15 protein-coding genes and 1 tRNA gene are annotated in these 16,681 nt (G+C 67.6%); 11 read left to right on the top strand and 5 right to left on the bottom strand.

The window, feature by feature from the left end; translation table 11 throughout:
* The first annotated feature begins 180 nt into the window (after positions 1-180).
* The 6 genes from ACFFIC_RS27395 (at position 181) to ACFFIC_RS27370 (ending at position 6,888) form a co-directional block, all read left to right on the top strand.
* Positions 181-1,239, top strand: coding sequence for an amino acid ABC transporter substrate-binding protein (locus ACFFIC_RS27395; protein WP_377056423.1), 1,059 nt, complete (start codon positions 181-183; stop codon positions 1,237-1,239).
* A 77-nt stretch (positions 1,240-1,316) separates the two neighbouring features.
* Complete coding sequence (locus ACFFIC_RS27390) at positions 1,317-2,519, top strand: amino acid ABC transporter permease (protein ID WP_377056421.1); 1,203 nt, start codon at positions 1,317-1,319, stop codon at positions 2,517-2,519.
* 12 nt (positions 2,520-2,531) lie between these two features.
* Complete coding sequence (locus ACFFIC_RS27385) at positions 2,532-3,674, top strand: amino acid ABC transporter permease (RefSeq protein WP_377056419.1); 1,143 nt, start codon at positions 2,532-2,534, stop codon at positions 3,672-3,674.
* Positions 3,675-3,709: 35 nt separating this feature from the next.
* Complete coding sequence (locus ACFFIC_RS27380) at positions 3,710-4,501, top strand: amino acid ABC transporter ATP-binding protein (protein ID WP_377056417.1); 792 nt, start codon at positions 3,710-3,712, stop codon at positions 4,499-4,501.
* 102 nt (positions 4,502-4,603) lie between these two features.
* Complete coding sequence (locus tag ACFFIC_RS27375) at positions 4,604-6,484, top strand: potassium transporter Kup (RefSeq protein ID WP_377056415.1); 1,881 nt, start codon at positions 4,604-4,606, stop codon at positions 6,482-6,484.
* Between the two features lie 38 nt (positions 6,485-6,522).
* Entirely contained in the window at positions 6,523-6,888 is a 366-nt protein-coding gene (locus tag ACFFIC_RS27370) for a hypothetical protein (protein WP_377056413.1), read from the top strand.
* A gap of 364 nt (positions 6,889-7,252) precedes the next feature.
* Here the strand turns inward: ACFFIC_RS27370 and ACFFIC_RS27365 are convergent.
* Positions 7,253-7,328 (bottom strand) — tRNA-Ala (locus ACFFIC_RS27365).
* 135 nt (positions 7,329-7,463) lie between these two features.
* Here ACFFIC_RS27365 and ACFFIC_RS27360 point away from each other — a divergent pair.
* Positions 7,464-8,219 carry a CoA transferase subunit A gene (locus tag ACFFIC_RS27360; RefSeq protein WP_377056411.1) on the top strand — a complete coding sequence of 252 codons (756 nt, stop codon included), beginning with the start codon at positions 7,464-7,466 and terminating at the stop codon, positions 8,217-8,219.
* Between the two features lie 13 nt (positions 8,220-8,232).
* Positions 8,233-8,880 carry a CoA transferase subunit B gene (locus tag ACFFIC_RS27355; RefSeq protein WP_377056409.1) on the top strand — a complete coding sequence of 216 codons (648 nt, stop codon included), beginning with the start codon at positions 8,233-8,235 and terminating at the stop codon, positions 8,878-8,880.
* A gap of 660 nt (positions 8,881-9,540) precedes the next feature.
* Here ACFFIC_RS27355 and ACFFIC_RS27350 read toward each other — a convergent pair.
* The 4 genes from ACFFIC_RS27350 to ACFFIC_RS27335 form a co-directional block, all read right to left on the bottom strand.
* Positions 9,541-10,347 (bottom strand): undecaprenyl-diphosphate phosphatase, encoded by an 807-nt coding sequence (locus ACFFIC_RS27350; protein WP_377056407.1) that lies wholly within the window; start codon positions 10,345-10,347, stop codon positions 9,541-9,543.
* A 102-nt stretch (positions 10,348-10,449) separates the two neighbouring features.
* Positions 10,450-11,553, bottom strand: a complete 1,104-nt coding sequence (locus tag ACFFIC_RS27345; protein WP_377056405.1) for a TRAP transporter substrate-binding protein — start codon at positions 11,551-11,553, stop codon at positions 10,450-10,452.
* A 95-nt stretch (positions 11,554-11,648) separates the two neighbouring features.
* Positions 11,649-12,503 carry a prephenate dehydratase gene (locus ACFFIC_RS27340; protein WP_377056503.1) on the bottom strand — a complete coding sequence of 285 codons (855 nt, stop codon included), beginning with the start codon at positions 12,501-12,503 and terminating at the stop codon, positions 11,649-11,651.
* A gap of 38 nt (positions 12,504-12,541) precedes the next feature.
* Positions 12,542-13,306 carry a 3-deoxy-manno-octulosonate cytidylyltransferase gene (locus ACFFIC_RS27335; RefSeq protein WP_377056403.1) on the bottom strand — a complete coding sequence of 255 codons (765 nt, stop codon included), beginning with the start codon at positions 13,304-13,306 and terminating at the stop codon, positions 12,542-12,544.
* A 177-nt stretch (positions 13,307-13,483) separates the two neighbouring features.
* On the opposite strand from ACFFIC_RS27335, the gene ACFFIC_RS27330 reads away from it, so the two are divergent.
* From ACFFIC_RS27330 to ACFFIC_RS27320, 3 genes are all read left to right on the top strand, one after another.
* A complete protein-coding gene (locus ACFFIC_RS27330; RefSeq protein WP_377056401.1) occupies positions 13,484-14,014 on the top strand; it encodes a c-type cytochrome in 531 nt (176 codons plus the stop codon).
* Entirely contained in the window at positions 14,014-14,787 is a 774-nt protein-coding gene (locus tag ACFFIC_RS27325) for an inositol monophosphatase family protein (RefSeq protein ID WP_377056399.1), read from the top strand. Before ACFFIC_RS27330 ends, ACFFIC_RS27325 begins: the two co-directional genes overlap by 1 nt.
* A 179-nt stretch (positions 14,788-14,966) precedes the next feature.
* The gene (locus ACFFIC_RS27320; RefSeq protein WP_377056397.1) at positions 14,967-16,679 is read left to right on the top strand and encodes an extracellular solute-binding protein; all 1,713 of its coding nucleotides are present in this window, start codon (positions 14,967-14,969) and stop codon (positions 16,677-16,679) included.
* The last annotated feature ends 2 nt before the right edge of the window (positions 16,680-16,681 follow it).

Genomic DNA, 16,681 nt, shown 5'->3' with positions numbered 1-16,681 from the left:
CGCTTTCCTCACCGTGCCGCCTGACGTTCCGATCGGAAAGCCTGGGTGCCCGGAATTGCCGCGCGCGCGCCGGGGCGCTAAGGGCCTGCCCTGCGGTCCGCGCAATCCCGCGTTGATCGGGGCACATCCCTGGCGCAGCATGGCCAGGGGAGTGCCCTTCCGAGTTTCGGGGAGATAGGAATGACTTTGCAGCCCTTGCGGCGCGCGACGCTCGGCGTTCTCGGGGCCGTCGCCATGGCGGCCTTCGGCGCCTTCCCGGCCATGGCCCAGGCACCCGCCCCGGCCGGCGGAGCGTCGATCCTGGACGCCATCAAGGCACGCGGCACCCTTGTCTGCGGCACCAACACCGGCCTGGCAGGCTTTGCCCAGCCCGACAGCCAGGGCGTTTGGCGCGGCTTCGACGTGGAATATTGCCGGGCGCTGGCCGCGGCGATCTTCAACGATCCCAACAAGGTTCGCTTCGTCCCCACCACCGCGCAGAGCCGCTTCACCGCCCTCCAGTCCGGTGAAGTGGACATCCTGGCCCGCAATACGACGTGGACCCTCTCGCGCGACACGAGCCTTGGCCTCGATTTCACGGGCGTGAACTTCTATGACGGCCAGGGCTTCATGGTGAGGACCTCGGCTGGCGTGAAGACCGCCAAGGAGCTGAGCGGCGCCACCATTTGCGTCCAGCCCGGCACCACAACCGAGCAGAACCTCACGGACTGGGCCCGCGCCAACAACGTCCGGTTCACCCCCGTGGTGATCGAGCGGCTGGAGGAGGTCGTCGGGGCCTACGCTTCCGGCCGCTGCGATGCCTTCACCACGGACGTGTCCGGCCTCGCTGCCACGCGCGCCAGCCAGCCCAATCCTTCCGAGCACACGATCCTCCCCGACGTGATCTCGAAGGAGCCGCTGGGGCCGCTGGTTCGCCACGGCGACCAACGCTTCGCGGACCTCGTGCGCTGGGTGCACTACGCGCTCGTCGCCTCCGAGGAGCTGGGAATCACCCAGGCCAATGTCGCGCAGATGGCGGCCAACGATGCCCGGCCGGAGGTGCAGCGCATGCTCGGCAAGAACGGCGGGCTCGGGCAGATGCTCGGCGTGCCGAACGACTGGGTGGTGAACATGATCAAGGCCACCGGCAACTACGGCGAGATCTTCGCCCGGCACCTGCAGCCCATCGGCATCCAGCGGGGACCGAATGCCCTCTGGACCACGCCGGGCGGCCAGCAATACGCCATGCCCTTCCGCTGAACCCGATGCCGGGAGGGCTCTTCGCCGGGCCCTCCCGGACCTGACTGCCCAGCAGACGACAGCAACGAGGCCCCTGGATGTCGCAGAGCGCCACCGACCCGCGGCAGTTCCGCGCCCCGCCGAAGAAACCGCTCCGCCTGTCCTGGGCGGATGAGCGGGTGCGCGCCATTTTTTGGCAGGTGCTGATCGTCGGCATCGTGATTGCCGTTGTCTGGTGGCTCGTGCGGAACACGCAGCACAACCTGGAGGTGCGGCGGATCGCCACGGGCTTTGGCTTCCTGAACCGTGAGGCCGGGCTCCCCATCGGCGAGGCCCTGATCGAGTATACGCCTGCCAGCACCTACCTTCGCGCCCTGATGGTGGGCGTGCTGAACACGCTGAAGGTCGCGGTGATCGGGATCATCCTGGCCACCATCCTCGGCACCCTCGTCGGCATCGCGCGGCTCTCGAAGAACTGGCTGCTGGCCAAGGTGGCGGCCGTTTACGTCGAGGTGATCCGCGACATCCCGCTGCTGCTGCAGCTTTTGTTCTGGTACACCCTGCTGCAGGGCTTGCCCGGGCCGCGCCAGGCGCTGAACCCGGTGACGGGTGTGTTCCTCTCCAACCGCGGCCTGAAGCTTCCCTTCCTCGATTGGGAGGCTGGGCATAGCTGGGGACTTCTGGCTTTCGCGGTCGGATGCTGCGGGCTTTATCTCTTCGCCAAGGCCATGCGCCGCCGGCAGATGCAGGACGGCCAGCCGCGCGCGATCTGGCCTGCCGCCCTTGGCTTCCTCATCGGCCTGCCGCTGGTCGCCTGGTGGCTCGGCGGCGCTCCGGTTGGGATCGAATGGCCGGCGCTGCGCGGCTTCAACTTCCAGGGCGGCATGAGCGTCAGCCCCGAATACTTCGCGCTGCTGGTGGGCCTGACCACCTACACCGCCGGCTTCATCGCGGAAATCGTGCGCGCCGGCATCCTGGCCGTGGCCCAGGGCCAGTGGGAGGCCGCACAGGCGCTGGGCCTCAGGCCCGGCGTGGTGCTGCGCCAGATCGTGCTGCCCCAGGCGCTGCGCGTGATCGTGCCGCCCATGACCAGCCAGTTCCTGAACCTGACCAAGAATTCGTCTCTCGCCGTCGCCATCGGCTATCAGGACATCGTCAGCATCGCCAACACCACGCTGAACCAGACGGGGCAGGCGATCGAGGGCATTGCCATCATCATGCTGGTCTACCTGACCATCTCCTTGTCCATCAGTCTTTTCATGAACTGGTACAATTCCCGCATCGCGCTGGTCGAGCGCTGAGGAGGGCACGGGATGAGCGATATTTCCCTGGGAAGCTCGGTCGCTGGTGTGCCGGAGGCAGCCCCGCGCCAGCCGCCGGCGCTGACCACCGGACCGGCCGCCTGGATGCGGGCGAACCTGTTCTCCTCCTGGCTCAACACCGCGGTGACGCTGGTGATGGCCTATTTCATCCTGCGCTGGGCGCTCAGCTTCATCGACTGGGCCTTCATCAACGCCATCTGGTCGGTGCCCAACAACCAGACCCAGGCCTGCCGCGCCCTGAAGGGTTCAGACCATCCCGGCGCCTGCTGGGCCGTGATCACGGAGAAACACCGCTTCATCCTTTTCGGCACCTACCCCTATGAGCAGCACTGGCGCCCGGCGCTGGTCTGCGTGCTCTTCACCGCGCTGTTCGTCGTCTCGGCCATGCGCCGCTTCTGGCGCTGGGAACTGGCCATCGTCTGGGCCGTGACCCTGACGGTGATCGGCGTCCTGATGTGGGGCGGCGTGCTCGGGCTGGAGTTCGTTCCGCAGGAGCGCTGGGGCGGCCTGCCCATCACGCTGATCCTGGCCACCTTCGGCCTTGCCTTCGCCTTTCCGCTCGCCATCATGGTGGCGCTGGGCCGGCGCTCCTCGATGCCCGCCATCCGCGTGCTCTGCATTGCCTATGTCGAGATCATCCGCGGTGTGCCGCTGATCAGCCTGCTCTTCATGGCCAGCGTCATGTTTCCCCTTTTCCTTCCCGAGGGGATCAACATCGACAAGCTGCTGCGCGCCCAGGTGGCCGTTATCCTCTTTGCCGCCGCCTACCTGGCCGAGGTGGTGCGCGGCGGTCTGCAGGCGCTGCCCAAGGGGCAGTACGAGGCAGCCGATGCGCTCGGCCTGTCCTACTGGCACAAGACCGGCTTCATCATCCTTCCCCAGGCCCTGCGGCTGGTGATTCCGCCGCTGGTGAACACCTTCATCGGCTTCTTCAAGGACACGTCGCTGGTGCTGATCATTGGTATCTTCGACCTGTTGACGGCCGGCAAGACTGCGATCGTGGAGCCCGCCTGGCAGGGCTTCGGCGTCGAGGTCTATATCGCCATCTCGCTGATCTACTTCATCTATTGCTTTGCCATGTCCCGTTACAGCCAGAACCTGGAGGCGGAGTTGAACCGCCACCGCGTCCGCTGAACCCGCCCCTCCAGCCAGGACCCAAGGACAACGCCATGAGCGCCGCCCTCGCCGAAGGCCACATCGCATCCGCCGTCCAGGCCGACGGCCCGCCAGCCATCCAGTTGGACAAGGTCAACAAGTGGTACGGCACGATGCACGTGCTGCGCGACATCTCGCTCCAGGTTGCAACCGGGGAGCGGGTGGTGGTCTGCGGTCCTTCGGGCTCGGGCAAGTCCACCATGATCCGCTGCATCAACCGCCTGGAGCAGCACCAGGAAGGTCGTATTCTGGTGGACGGTACGGAGCTGACCGACGACGTCCGGTCGCTGGACGCGATCCGGCGCGAGGTCGGCATGGTGTTCCAGTCCTTCAACCTCTTCCCGCATCTCACGATCCTCGAGAACTGCACCCTGGCCCCGATCTGGGTCCGCCGCATGCCCAAGAAGGACGCGGAAGAACTGGCCATGGAGTACCTGCGCCGGGTGAAGATCCCGGAACAGGCGAACAAGTATCCGGGGCAGCTCTCCGGTGGGCAGCAGCAGCGTGTCGCCATCGCCCGCGCGCTCTGCATGAAGCCCAAGATCATGCTCTTCGACGAGCCGACCTCGGCGCTGGACCCCGAGATGATCAAGGAGGTGCTCGACACCATGGTCGGGCTCGCCGAGGACGGCATGACCATGGTGGTGGTCACCCACGAAATGGGCTTCGCCCAGCAGGTCGCCGACCGCGTCATCTTCATGGACCGCGGCGAGGTGGTGGAGCAGGGCCCGCCCGAGCAGATATTCAACCGGCCTTCGACCGACCGTCTGAAGCTCTTCCTGTCTCAGATCCTGCGCGGCCACTGACCCGGCCTGGCACCCCTTGCAACCTGAGGCCAGGTCCAGGGGTTGCAGGGTGCTAGGCGGCAGCCCTATGCCGCCGCTGACAAACCATTGCAGGCGATCGACGTGACATCAGAGGCCATTCACGGCCAGCGGCAGCCGCTCACCGCGGCTGCCCTGCTCGGCGTCCTCGGCATCGTCTACGGCGACATCGGGACCAGCCCGCTCTACGCCATGCGGGCCGCGTTGCTGCACTTCTCGTCGGATGGGCTCGAACGCTGGGAGATCCTGGGCGTCCTCAGCCTGATCATCTGGTCGCTGATCATCGTCGTGTCGGTGAAGTATGTCTGGCTGGTCACCCGGGCCGACAACAAGGGGGAAGGGGGCATTCTCGCCCTCATGGCCCTTGCCCAGAGGGCGGCCCAGACCGAGCGCGGCCGATGGACCATCGCGGTTGTCGGCATTGCCGGCGCCGCCCTGTTCTTCGGCGATGGCGCCATCACCCCTGCTATTTCCGTGCTCTCCGCCATGGAAGGCCTCAAGGTCATCTCCCCTGCCTTCGAGGGCGCGGTGATCCCACTCTCGCTTGCGGTCCTGCTGGCGCTGTTCCTGTTCCAGTACCGGGGCACCGGGAGCATGGGCGCGGTCTTCGGCCCGATCACCGTGGTCTGGTTCGGCCTGATCGGGCTCCTGGGCTTGATCGAGGTGGTGCGGGAACCCGAGGTGCTGCTCGCCCTTTCGCCCCATTACGCCGTGCAGTTCTGCATCGCCTACCATCTCGCCGCCTTCATCGCCCTCGGCTCCGTCGTGCTGGCCGTCACGGGGGCCGAGGCGCTCTACGCCGACATGGGCCATTTCGGCCGGCGTCCGATCCAGGTCGCCTGGGTGGGCTTCGTCCTGCCCGCCCTGGCGCTGAACTATCTCGGCCAGGGAGCATTGCTCCTGTCCGACCGGGCCGCGTTGGAAAACCCCTTCTACCTGTTGGCTCCGGAATGGCTGCGTCTCCCGCTTGTCATCCTGGCCACCGCGGCCACCATCATTGCCAGCCAGGCCATGATCTCGGGCGCCTACTCCATTGCCCGGCAGTGCGTGCAACTCGGCTTTTTGCCACGGCTCGTCGTTCGTCACACCAGCGAGACGGAGGAAGGGCAGATCTACATGCCCCAGGTGAACTTCGCCCTGTTGCTCGGCGTGCTGATCCTGGTGGTGTCTTTCCGCAATTCCGACAGCCTCGCCGCCGCCTACGGTCTGGCGGTCACCGGCACCTTCCTGGCCACCTCCACCCTGGCGGGCCTGGTGTTCCGGCGCACCTTCGGCTGGTCGCTGCCGCTGGTTGTCGGGGTGTTCACTCCCCTCTTTCTTCTCGACCTGGCTTTCTTCATCTCCAATGTCCTGAAGATCCCGGATGGCGGCTGGGTTCCCCTGGTGCTGGGGGGCGCGATCTTCACCATGATGCTCACCTGGCGGCGCGGCCGGGACCTGTTGTTCAGCCGTTTCCGGCAGGACAGCCTGCCGCTGAAGTCCTTCCTGGCTCGCCTTCCCCAGTCCCGCACCACCCGCGTGCCAGGGATCGCTGTGTTCATGACCAGCCAGGCCGACTACGTGCCCAGCGCCCTCTTGCATAATCTGAAGCACAACAAGGTTTTGCATGAGCGCGTTTTGTTTGTGACCGTATCGGGCGAAGATGTTCCCCAGGTCCGCAACCGCCGCCGGGTGGAGGAGCTCGCCCCGGGAATCCATCGGATCTCCCTCTGCTACGGCTTCCAGGAAAGCCCCAATATTCCGAAGGAACTGGAAAGCCTGAAAGAGGTCGGGGTGAACTACGACCCCATGCAGGCTTCCTATTTTCTTGGCCGCGAAACGGTTGTCGCGTCCGCCATGCCCAAGATGGCTCGCTGGCAGCAGTGGCTCTTCGGAATCATGTCGCGCAACTCGGTTCCGGCGACGGAGTTTTTCCGTATCCCGAGTGACCGCGTCGTTGAGCTCGGTGTCAGGGTGGCCATCTAGCCGGCCACGCATCCACCACGTTGCCAAGGAGGTTTCCCATGCCGCTCGTCGTCCTTTCGCCGAGCGGCGGCACTGGGCTCCCCGAAGGCAGTCCCCAGCACCGCTACGAGGTCCGCCTCTCGCTGGACGCTCAGGGCTTCCCAGACCCCCAGGCTTGGTACGCCGATCCTGCCCCCTGGCCCGCTCGCCGCTTCTGGCCTGAACAGGGGCTGATGGATGGCGACGTGATCTATGACGCCGATACCGGCTGGGCGCTTCGCTTCTTCCGGCGCGACGATAATCCGGTCGATGCCCCGATCCAGGCGGTGATGCGCGGCCACGTTCCCTGCCGGCCTGGTGAGAACGTAACAATCACCGAGCCCGACGGGCGGGACTATGCCTGGCGGATCGTTGGGGTCGGCTGAATTTTCCGGTGCGAGGTCCGTTCCTTGGCTGCTGGACCGAGTGGTGCCAGGTAGGAGGGCGGTCCGGTGAAGGTGCGCCCGCACACTGTTCGTGTGCGTCGTGCCAGATTGGGGCAAAATCCTGATGGGGTGAGGCCGGACCCATGGCCCGGGACAGGGTTGCCGACCCACACTGGGTATTGGAGCCGGGCGATAACTGTTCAATCTATGTGCCGAGAAGACGGTGCAAGGCAGGTGTCTCGGGAATCTCAAGGCGGAGCGGCTGACCCCGCCCGCGCACCCTGCATTCCCGGTCCATTCCGGTATAGCCCGAACGAGGAGCGGGGCGCCCCTTTCCGAGCGCCCCGCATCACCCCGTACGAACTGGTGGAGCCAATCGGAATCGAACCGACGACCTCTTGAATGCCATTCAAGCGCTCTCCCAACTGAGCTATGGCCCCCCACCCTGGGGTGCCGCGATATAGCCGCCTCCCCGCAGGCAGGCAATCCCCCCTTGCACCTTTCTCGCCCCCCTTTCTCGGAGCGTGTGGGGCGGCTAGCTTCCCGGCGCGATCAGCGCTGGAGGACGACGCCCGATGAGCAGAAAACTCTTCCCGGATGCACGGGCGGCGTTGGAAGGCGTGCTGCGCGACGGGATGCTCATCCACTCCGGCGGGTTCGGCCTTTGCGGCATTCCGGGTCTGCTGATCGAGGCGATCCGCGACAGCGGCGTGAAGAATCTCACCTTTGTCTCGAACAATGCGGGCGTGGACGATGCCGGCCTCGGGCTGCTGCTGCAGACCCGCCAGATCCGCAAAATGATCGCCTCCTACGTGGGCGAGAACGCGGAATTCGCTCGCCAGTACCTGGCCGGGGAGCTCGAGATCGAGTTCAACCCGCAGGGCACGCTGGCCGAGCGCATCCGCGCCGGCGGCGCCGGCATCCCGGCTTTCTTCACCCGCACCGGCGTCGGCACCGCCGTGGCCGAGGGCAAGCCAACCCAGGAGTTCGACGGCATCACCTATGTGATGGAGCGCGGCATCATGGCCGATCTCGCCATCGTCCACGCCTGGAAGGCCGATCCGGAGGGTAACCTCGTCTTCCGCAAGACCGCCCGGAACTTCAACCCGGTGATGGCCACCGCCGCCCGGATGACTGTGGTGCAGGTCGAGGAGATGGTGGGCCAGGGCGAGCTGGACCCGGACAACATCCACACCCCCGGCATCTACGTGAAGCGCATGATCGTGGTGCCGCCCGGCACGCCCAAGCGGATCGAGCAGCGCACCACGCGCAAGCGCGCCGACCCTGCCACGCCTGCTGCCGCCGGCACCGACCCCCTTCCGACCCGCTGAGGAGCGCCGAGCCATGGCCTGGACCCGCGACGAGATGGCCGCCCGCGCCGCCCGCGAGCTGGAGGACGGCTTCTATGTGAACCTGGGAATCGGAATCCCGACCCTGGTCGCCAACCACATCCCCGACGGCGTCTCCGTCCAATTGCAGAGCGAGAACGGGATGCTCGGCATCGGCCCCTTTCCCTACGACGGGGAGGAGGATCCGGACCTCATCAATGCCGGCAAGCAGACCGTCTCCGAATTGCCGACCACGAGCTTCTTCTCCTCGGCGGACAGCTTCGCGATGATCCGGGGTGGGCACATCGACCTGTCCATCCTTGGTGCCTTGCAGGTGGCCCAGAACGGCGACCTCGCGAACTGGATGATCCCGGGCAAGATGGTCAAGGGAATGGGTGGCGCCATGGACCTGGTCGCAGGCGTGAAGCGGGTGGTCGTCCTGATGGAGCACACCGCCGGGGGCAAGCCGAAGCTCCTGAAGGCCTGCAATCTGCCGCTGACGGGGCAGGGCGTGGTGGATCTCGTGGTGACGGACCTCTGCGTTATGCAGATCGACAAGCAGGCCGGCCGTATGCGCCTGATCGAGCTGGCGCCCGGCGTCACCGAGGAGGAGATGCGGGCCAAGACCGAGGCCGATTACGAGGTGGCCCTCCAGCCTGCCTGAGGGAAAGCCGACCAGGCCGGAACAGAACGGGTGGGCTTTTGCGCCGGGATTTTCCTCCGGCTTAACCGTGTCCGTCCCGCACCTGGCGCCGTAGGGGGCGGAGCTCCCGGTCGCGGATCGCCAGTTCGCGCCTGAGTTTCCACTCGTGGCCGGCAGATCTGCCCGGGGCGGCAGGTGTCACGCGGCGCCCGGCCGCCCCACTTGCCCGATAGATCCGCCCGCTTGAAGCCGGTAACGGGGCCGCCTGGCTGATCGCGGGCGAACCAACACCAACAGAACCGGCAGGCGTAGGATTTGTGGCGGGCAGGCCGGGAACCACGCGTTCCGCGTGCTCCCTCACTTCCACAGGAGGCATGCCCAGCCGCTGGTACTGCCGCATTGTCAGGCCCAGGATGTCGCTGCCCGGCCCGGCATCGCCCGGCCAGCTCTGCGCCTGCGCTGACGCCCCTGTTCCCAGCAGCAGAAATCCGCCCAGGACACTTCCAAGAAGCACCGACCGGAATCGGTGCGCAGCCAGGCGCTTTCGTGAATCCGACATGCCCCACCCCCTTCGTGCAAGACCCTGCCGTTACGCTATCAAGATGAGCGTCGGAAGTCCTGACGACGCGCTCGAGGAGCGCTGCGCGCGGGTTTGCTCAGCCGCATGCTGCGGCAACAAGTTCAGCGCAGGCTCAGCCAAAGAAGGATGAATGCCCCGAGCACGATCCGGTACCAGCCGAAAGGGGTGAAGCCGATGCGCGAGATCGAGGCCAGCACCGTGCGCACCACCACCAGCGCCACGACGAAGGCGACGGCAAAGCCCACGCCGATTTGCCCGAGACTGGAAAGATCCAGGTCGTGCCGGGCCTTCCACAGGCTGTAGACGGTCGCTGCCAACATGGTCGGAATAGCCAGAAGGAAGGAGAACTCGGCCGCCGCCCGGCGCTCCACCCCCAGCAGCAGCGCCGCGATGATGGTGGCGCCGGACCGGCTGGTGCCCGGGACCATCGCCAGCACCTGCCCAAATCCGATCAGCAGTGCCGCCATGGGCCCGATCTCGGGGATGGACCCGATCGAGGGCACAGGCCGCCGCCGCTCGATCACGATGATGGCCATGCCGCCCAGGATCAGGGCCACCGCGACCACCCAGGGATTGAACAGAAGCCGCGTGATCGGTCCGTGCAGCAACCCGCCGATCACCAGCGCCGGCAGGAAGGCAAGCAGGATGTTCGTGGCCGCGAACCGCTCCACCGTCCCCGGACGCCACATGCCGCCGGCGATGCGCCACAGGTCGCCCCAGTAGACCAGCACCACCGCGCAGACGGCACCAAGCTGGATGGCGATCTCGAAAACATTGCCCGGCGGCCCCTCAAAGCCGATCAGCTCGCGCAACAGAACAAGATGGCCCGTGGAGGAGATGGGCAGGAACTCGGTGAGCCCCTCCACCGCGCCCATCAGAAGGGCGGACAAAAAGCCGGCAAGGTCCATGAGGGTCCGTCACAGCAGATGCGGGGGCTTGGAAGGGGAAAGAGAAACGGAAAAGGGGCGGAGCCCCCCGGCCCCGCCCCTTTCCTTAACCTCTGCCTCGCCTCAGCGCACCGTCTGCGAGGCCGTGAAGGCGAAGTTGTCGAAGGAATTCTCGCTCACCCGGTGCCACGTATAAACATCGTCACGGAAGCGGCGGTGGCTCTCCAGGATTTTCTTGAAGCGCTCGTTCTTGCCCGCGAGCTCGTCCATGACCTCGTTGGTGGCGCGCCAGGCGGCTTCCAGGATCGGGCGGGACCAGAAGCGAAGCTGCGCGCCGCTCGCCACCAAGCGCCGCAGCGCCAGCGGGTTGGCCACGTCGTACTTCGCCACCATCTCGGCATCCGCCTCGGCCGTCGCCACCGCAATCGCGGCCTTGTACTGGGCAGGCAAGGCGTCATAGGCGCGCTGGTTGGCAATGAGGTGCAGGCGCGCCCCCGGTTCCCAGAAGCCCGGTGCGTAATAGTTCGGCGCCACGCGGGCGAAGCCGAGCTTCTCGTCGTCATGCGGGCCGACGAACTCGGCCGCATCGATCGTGCCGCGCTCCAGCGAGGAGTAGATGTCGGAGGCCGGAACGACGGAGGCCGTGGCACCCATCCGCTGGAACACCTGGCCCGCGAGCCCGGTGATGCGGAACTTCAGGCCCTTGATGTCGTCCACGGTGCGGATCTCGCGCCGGAACCAGCCGCCCATCTGCGCGCCCGTGTCGCCGCAGGGGAAGGCGACCGCGTTGTACTCGCGCATCATCTCGTTCATCAGCTCCTGCCCGCCGCCGTAGCGGAGCCAGGCGGTGTTCTGGCGGGCGTTCAGCCCGAAGGGCACGGCCGTGAAGAAGGCGAGCGAGGGGTCCTTGCCGATATAGTAATAGGACGCGGTGTGGGCGCACTCGATGCTGCCCGACTGCACGGCGTCCAGCGCGGCGAGCGCCGGCGCGATCTCGCCACCCGGGAAGGCCTGGATGCGGAAGCGCCCTTCGGTCAGCTCCCCCACCCGCTTGGCCACGGCTTCGGCGGTGCCCCAGAGGATGTCGGTGTTGCGCGGAAAGGAGGAGGTGAGGCGCCAGCGCACCTCCGGGTTGGTCTGGGCAATGGCCGGGGCGGCCAGGGCCACGGGCAGGGCGGCGGCCGGGGCTGCGGAAAGCAGCGCGCGGCGGTTCACACGGGATGACATGCGGGGGACGTTCCTTTCCCTGAACGGATTGATTGAGCCCTGCTTACGGCAAGGGCGGCCGTCGCGAAAGCCGGGATCGCGCGGCTGCCGGCGGCCTATTCCGCAGCCTCGGCCTGCTCGTGCCGGTAGGGATGGGCGGGATAGCAGCCCAGCACATGCACCTCGCGCGAGAAGAAGCGCAGCTCCTCCAGGGCGCGGCGGAGCGGCGGCTGGTCCGGGTGCCCGTCCACGTCGCAAAGGAACTGCACGGCGGTGAAGCGCCCGTCCAGCATGTAGGATTCGAGCTTGGTCATGTTCACGCCGTTCGTCGCGAAGCCGCCCAGCGCCTTGTAGAGGGCCGCCGGCACGGAGCGGACCCGGAAAACGAAGGTGGTGACGCTGTCCGGCGCCGATACCGGGGGCAGGATGGGCTCGCGCGACATGACATAGAAGCGTGTGGTGTTGTGCGCCTCGTCCTCCACGTTCCGCCTGAGGATCTGCAGCCCGTAGATCTCCCCCGCGAGCGAGGAAGCGATGGCCGCGTCCTCCACGCCGCCGCGCTCGGCGATCAGGTGGGCGGCGCCGGCGGTGTCGGCCTCGATCACGGCCTCCCAGCGCCTGTCGCGAAGCAGATTCAGCACCTGGCCGAGCGCCACAGGGTGGGAATGCGCACGGCGGATGGTTTCCAGCGTGGCGCCCGCCGGGGCCAGGACGCAGTGCTCCACCCGTTCGTAGTGCTCGCCCACCACGTGAAGCCCCGATTCTGGCAGCAGGCGGTGGATGTCGGGTACCCGCCCGGCCAGGGAGTTCTCGCAGGGAAGCATCGCCAGCTCCGCCCGGTGCTCCCGCACGGCCGCCATTGCTGCCTCGAAGGAGGGGCAGGGCAGGGTGGTCCAGCCGGGATAGGCGGCGCGGCAGGCGAGGTCGGAATAGGCGCCGGGAAGCCCCTGGAAGGCGATGATCTTGGACAAAGTCTGGGTCACGGGCTGGTTCCGCCTCAAGGTATGGGTCAGGAGGTCTGGTCGGGGCGGTGCGCAGGCAGGCCGGGATGCAGGACGGCCCGGGCACGGGCGAGATCCGCGGGCGTGTCCACGCCGAAGGGCGCATGGTCCACCCGCGCCACCCCGATCCGCATCCCCGCCTCCAGCGCGCGGAGCTGCTCCAGCTTCTCCCGGGTTTCCAGCGGGCTGGCCGGCAGGGCCACGAACCGGGCCAGCGCCGCGCGCCGGAAGGCATAGAGCCCGATGTGGTGCCAGAGCGGCCCTTCCCCCGAAGGAATGCACTGGCGGGAGAAGTAGAGGGCGGGCGCCAGCGTCGCGCCCGGCGGGAAGGCGCAGGCGCATTTCACCACGCTCGGCGCCGCCGCCTCCTCCGCGCTCACCACGGGGGCGACAAGGGTTCCGATGTCCACCGCCGGGTCCGAAAGCGGCGAGAGCACGCTTCGCAGGAGGGCGGGCAGGATGGCCGGAAGGTCGCCCTGCAGGTTCACCACCACGTCATGCGCGCCGCCGGGGTCCAGGATGGCCAGGGCACGCTCGATCCGGTCCGTGCCCGAGGGAAGGTCCTCGGCCACCATCACGGCGGTGCCCCCGGCCGCGCTGATCGCCGCCTCGATCTCCGGGGAGTCGCAGGCCACCGCCACCGGGCCGATCCCCGCGGCACGTGCGGCCTCCAGCACATGGACGATCATCGGGCGGCCGTGGATGTCCGCCATCGGCTTGCCCGGAAGGCGGGTGGAGGCCATGCGGGCCGGAATCAGGATGATCGGGTTCAAGGCTAGCCCTTTGCGGCGGTGACCCTATCTTCCACGCATCCCAATGGGCGGCCACGGGTTGTGGTGGGGACCTGGGAACATTATGGTCCGCCGGCTTCTAGCCGCGACGGCAGGGCTGCGCAAACGCGCGGGCCGCCGCGCGCCGGGGGCGGCACAGCACGGGACTTGGCAGCGCGTATGAGCCTGGAAACGAACAAGGCATTTGCGGCGGTCCTCACCGCCGGCATCAGTTTCATGGTCGCGGGCCTCGTCGGCGGCCTGGCCGTGAGTCCGCACCGCCTGGAGAAGCCCGCCATCGCGACGGGTGAGGTCGTGGCTGCTGCGGCTCCAGCCGCCGCACCCGCGCTGGAGCCGATCGCGCCGCTGCTGGCCAACGCCAATGTGGAGACCGGCCGCGGCATCGCCACGCGCGTCTGCGCCGCCTGCCACAGCTTCAACGAGGGCGGTCGCAACGCGGTCGGCCCGAACCTTTACGGCGTCGTCGGCGGTCCTCACGCCCACCGCGAGGACTTCAACTATTCCGCGGGCATGAAGGGTCTGCACGACAAGACCTGGGACTACGAGGCGCTGAACGCCTTCCTGAACAAGCCCGCTGCCGCGGTGCCTGGCACCCGTATGGCCTTCGCCGGCCTGAACCAGGCGCAGCAGCGCGCGGACGTGATCAGCTATCTCCGTTCCCTCTCGGCCAACCCGGTTCCCCTGCCCTGATGGAAGGAATGGTCGCTGCGGCCGAGGTCGCGGCGGACCTGGCGGGGGCGGTGATCCGCCCCCTTTTCCGTTCCGCCCTGCTGGTCGAAGCCAAGGGTGACGCCAGTCCCGTCACCGAGGCGGACCGTGCCGCTGAGCGCGCCATCCGCGACCATCTCGCCCGTACCCTTCCGGATCACGGCGTGATCGGCGAGGAATACGGCCCCGACCGGCCAGATGCCGAATGGGTCTGGGTGCTTGATCCGATCGATGGCACCCGCGCCTTCATCACCGGCCGCCCGCTTTTCGGTACGCTGATCGGCCTGTTCCACCGCGGGCGCCCCGTTCTCGGCCTCATCGACCAGCCTGCCACCGGGGAGCGCTGGATCGGCGTCGAGGGCCGGCCCACGGCCTTCCGCGGCCCTCTCGGCGGCATGGTGGGCTGCCGCCCTTGCCCGGATGTCGCCCAGGCCGAGCTTTCCTGCACCAGCCCCGACATGTTCCCGCCCGGCCAGGATGAGGGCTTCCAAGCCCTTCGGACCGCCGCCCGGCGCACCACCTGGGGCGGGGACTGCTACGCCTACGGTCTGATGGCGCTGGGCCTCGTGGATATCGTGGTGGAAGCCGCGATGAAGCCCTGGGACTGGGGCGCCCTCGTTCCCGTGCTCGAAGGCGCCGGTGGCCGCGTGACCGACCATGCGGGGCGGCCGCTGACCCTGGAATCGCCGGGCGACGTGCTGGCCGTCGGGGACCCCGCCCTGCTGCCCGCCTGCATCGCGCTGCTCTCCGCCTGACGGGCCCTGTTGAGGGAAAAGGGTTTAGCCCCCACTCTCCATCCATGCTCCGCCGCACCCTCCTCGCCACCGGGTTTTCCACTGGTCTGGCCGCAGCCTCGCCCATCCTCGCCCAAGGAGTGCCTCCGGGCAGTGGGCCTCGCCGGGTCCATGCCCTGTCGCTGTTGGGCGAGCCGGCATTGCCGGCCGGGTTCACCCATTTTCCCTGGGTGAACCCGGATGCCCCGAAGGGCGGCGAGATCACCCTCTACGCCCTCGGCAGCTTCGACAGCTTTAATCCCTATATCCTGCGCGGCACCGCGGCGGTCGGCAGCGGCGTGCTTTACGACACCTTGCTCAAGGAAAGCTCCGACGAACCCAGTGCTGAGTACGGCCACCTGGCCGGCATCGTGGAACTTCCCGCCGACAAGCGCGGCGTTACCTTCGAGCTGCGCGAGGGCGCCCGCTGGCATGATGGCCGCCCCATCACGGCCGATGACGTTGTCTGGAGCTTCAACACCCTCCGCCAGCACGGCCGCCCCTTCTACCGCGCCTACTGGGCGGACGTGACCGAGGTGGTGGCCGAGACTCCCCGCCGGGTCACCTTTCGCTTCTCCACCGACCAGAACCGGGAATTGTCGCTCATCCTCGGCCAACTCGCGGTCCTGCCAAAGCATTGGTGGGAAGGGCGCGACTTCGCCCGCCCCCTGCTGGAGCCGCCCCTCGGTTCCGGTCCCTACAGAATCGAGCGCTTCGAGGCCGGCCGGTCCATCGCCTATCGCCGCGTGCCCGACTACTGGGGCCGCGACCTGCCGACCATGAAGGGCACCAACAACTTCGACTTCATGCGCTACGAGTACTATCGCGACGCCACCGTCTCGCTGGAGGCCTTCAAGGCCGGGCAGATCGAGTTCCGCACGGAAAACGTGGCCCGCGACTGGGCCACCGGATACGACTTTCCGGCGGTGCGCCGCGGCTGGGTGAAGCGGGACGAAATCCGCCACGAGCTGCCCACGGGCCTGCAGGGCTTCATCATGAACGAGCGCCGGCCGCTCTTCGGGGACCGCCGCGTGCGCGAGGCGTTGGGACTGGTCTTCGACTTCGAGTGGATGAACGCCAACCTTTTCTACAACTCCTACACCCGGACCAGCTCCTACTTCTCCAACTCCGACTTCGCCGCGCGCGGCCTGCCCGAAGGCCGGGAGCGCGAGATCCTGGAGCGCTTCAAGGACCGCCTGCCTCCCGGGGTCCTCGCCCGCGAGTTCAAGCTTCCCGCCACCGATGGCTCCGGCAACAACCGGGATGGCGCCCGCCGCGCGCTCGATCTGCTGCGCGAGGCGGGCTGGACCGTGCGGGACCGCCGCCTGACCAACGCGCAGGGCCAGCGCTTTGAGTTCGAGATCCTGCTCAACGGCCCGACCTTCGAGCGCGTGGCCCTGCCCTATATCCAGTCCCTCCAGCGCCTGGGTATCGAGGCCCGCGTCCGCACCGTGGACCCGCCGCAATACCAGGTACGGATGGACGCCTTCGACTACGACATGACGGTGGAGGTCTTCGGCCAGTCCTCCTCCCCCGGCAACGAGCAGCGCGACTTCTGGACATCCGCCAAGGCCGACGAGAATGGCAGCCGCAACACCGTTGGCATCAAGGACCCGGTGGTAGACGAGATCGTGGAGATGATCGTCAACGCGCCCTCCCTGCCCGAACTCACCGCGGCCTGCCGGGCACTGGACCGTGTGCTGCTCTGGGGCTTCCACTCCATTCCACAGTGGCACAGCCGCACCTTCCGCCTGGCCTGGTGGGACAAGTTCGGCCGCCCCGAGCGCAATCCGAAGCGCGCGCTGGGCCTCGACAGCTGGTGGGTGGACGCTGCCAAGGAACGTGCCCTGGCCGCCGCCCGGGCCGCGGGCTAGGC

The organism is Muricoccus vinaceus, from assembly GCF_042433125.1.
GTDB classification, from domain to species: domain Bacteria; phylum Pseudomonadota; class Alphaproteobacteria; order Acetobacterales; family Acetobacteraceae; genus Roseomonas; species Roseomonas vinacea.
Note: the sequence above shows the minus strand (reverse complement) of the source record. Positions and strands in the feature narration are given on the sequence as shown.

Coding starts and splice junctions, on each gene's coding strand:
- ACFFIC_RS27370 (WP_377056413.1), top strand. CDS start 6,523: ATGCCGCTCGTCGTCCTTTCGCCGAGCGGCGGCACTGGGCTCCCCGAA.
- ACFFIC_RS27395 (WP_377056423.1), top strand. CDS start 181: ATGACTTTGCAGCCCTTGCGGCGCGCGACGCTCGGCGTTCTCGGGGCC.
- ACFFIC_RS27385 (WP_377056419.1), top strand. CDS start 2,532: ATGAGCGATATTTCCCTGGGAAGCTCGGTCGCTGGTGTGCCGGAGGCA.
- ACFFIC_RS27360 (WP_377056411.1), top strand. CDS start 7,464: ATGAGCAGAAAACTCTTCCCGGATGCACGGGCGGCGTTGGAAGGCGTG.
- ACFFIC_RS27350 (WP_377056407.1), bottom strand. CDS start 10,347: ATGGACCTTGCCGGCTTTTTGTCCGCCCTTCTGATGGGCGCGGTGGAG.
- ACFFIC_RS27380 (WP_377056417.1), top strand. CDS start 3,710: ATGAGCGCCGCCCTCGCCGAAGGCCACATCGCATCCGCCGTCCAGGCC.
- ACFFIC_RS27390 (WP_377056421.1), top strand. CDS start 1,317: ATGTCGCAGAGCGCCACCGACCCGCGGCAGTTCCGCGCCCCGCCGAAG.
- ACFFIC_RS27330 (WP_377056401.1), top strand. CDS start 13,484: ATGAGCCTGGAAACGAACAAGGCATTTGCGGCGGTCCTCACCGCCGGC.
- ACFFIC_RS27345 (WP_377056405.1), bottom strand. CDS start 11,553: ATGTCATCCCGTGTGAACCGCCGCGCGCTGCTTTCCGCAGCCCCGGCC.
- ACFFIC_RS27355 (WP_377056409.1), top strand. CDS start 8,233: ATGGCCTGGACCCGCGACGAGATGGCCGCCCGCGCCGCCCGCGAGCTG.
- ACFFIC_RS27325 (WP_377056399.1), top strand. CDS start 14,014: ATGGAAGGAATGGTCGCTGCGGCCGAGGTCGCGGCGGACCTGGCGGGG.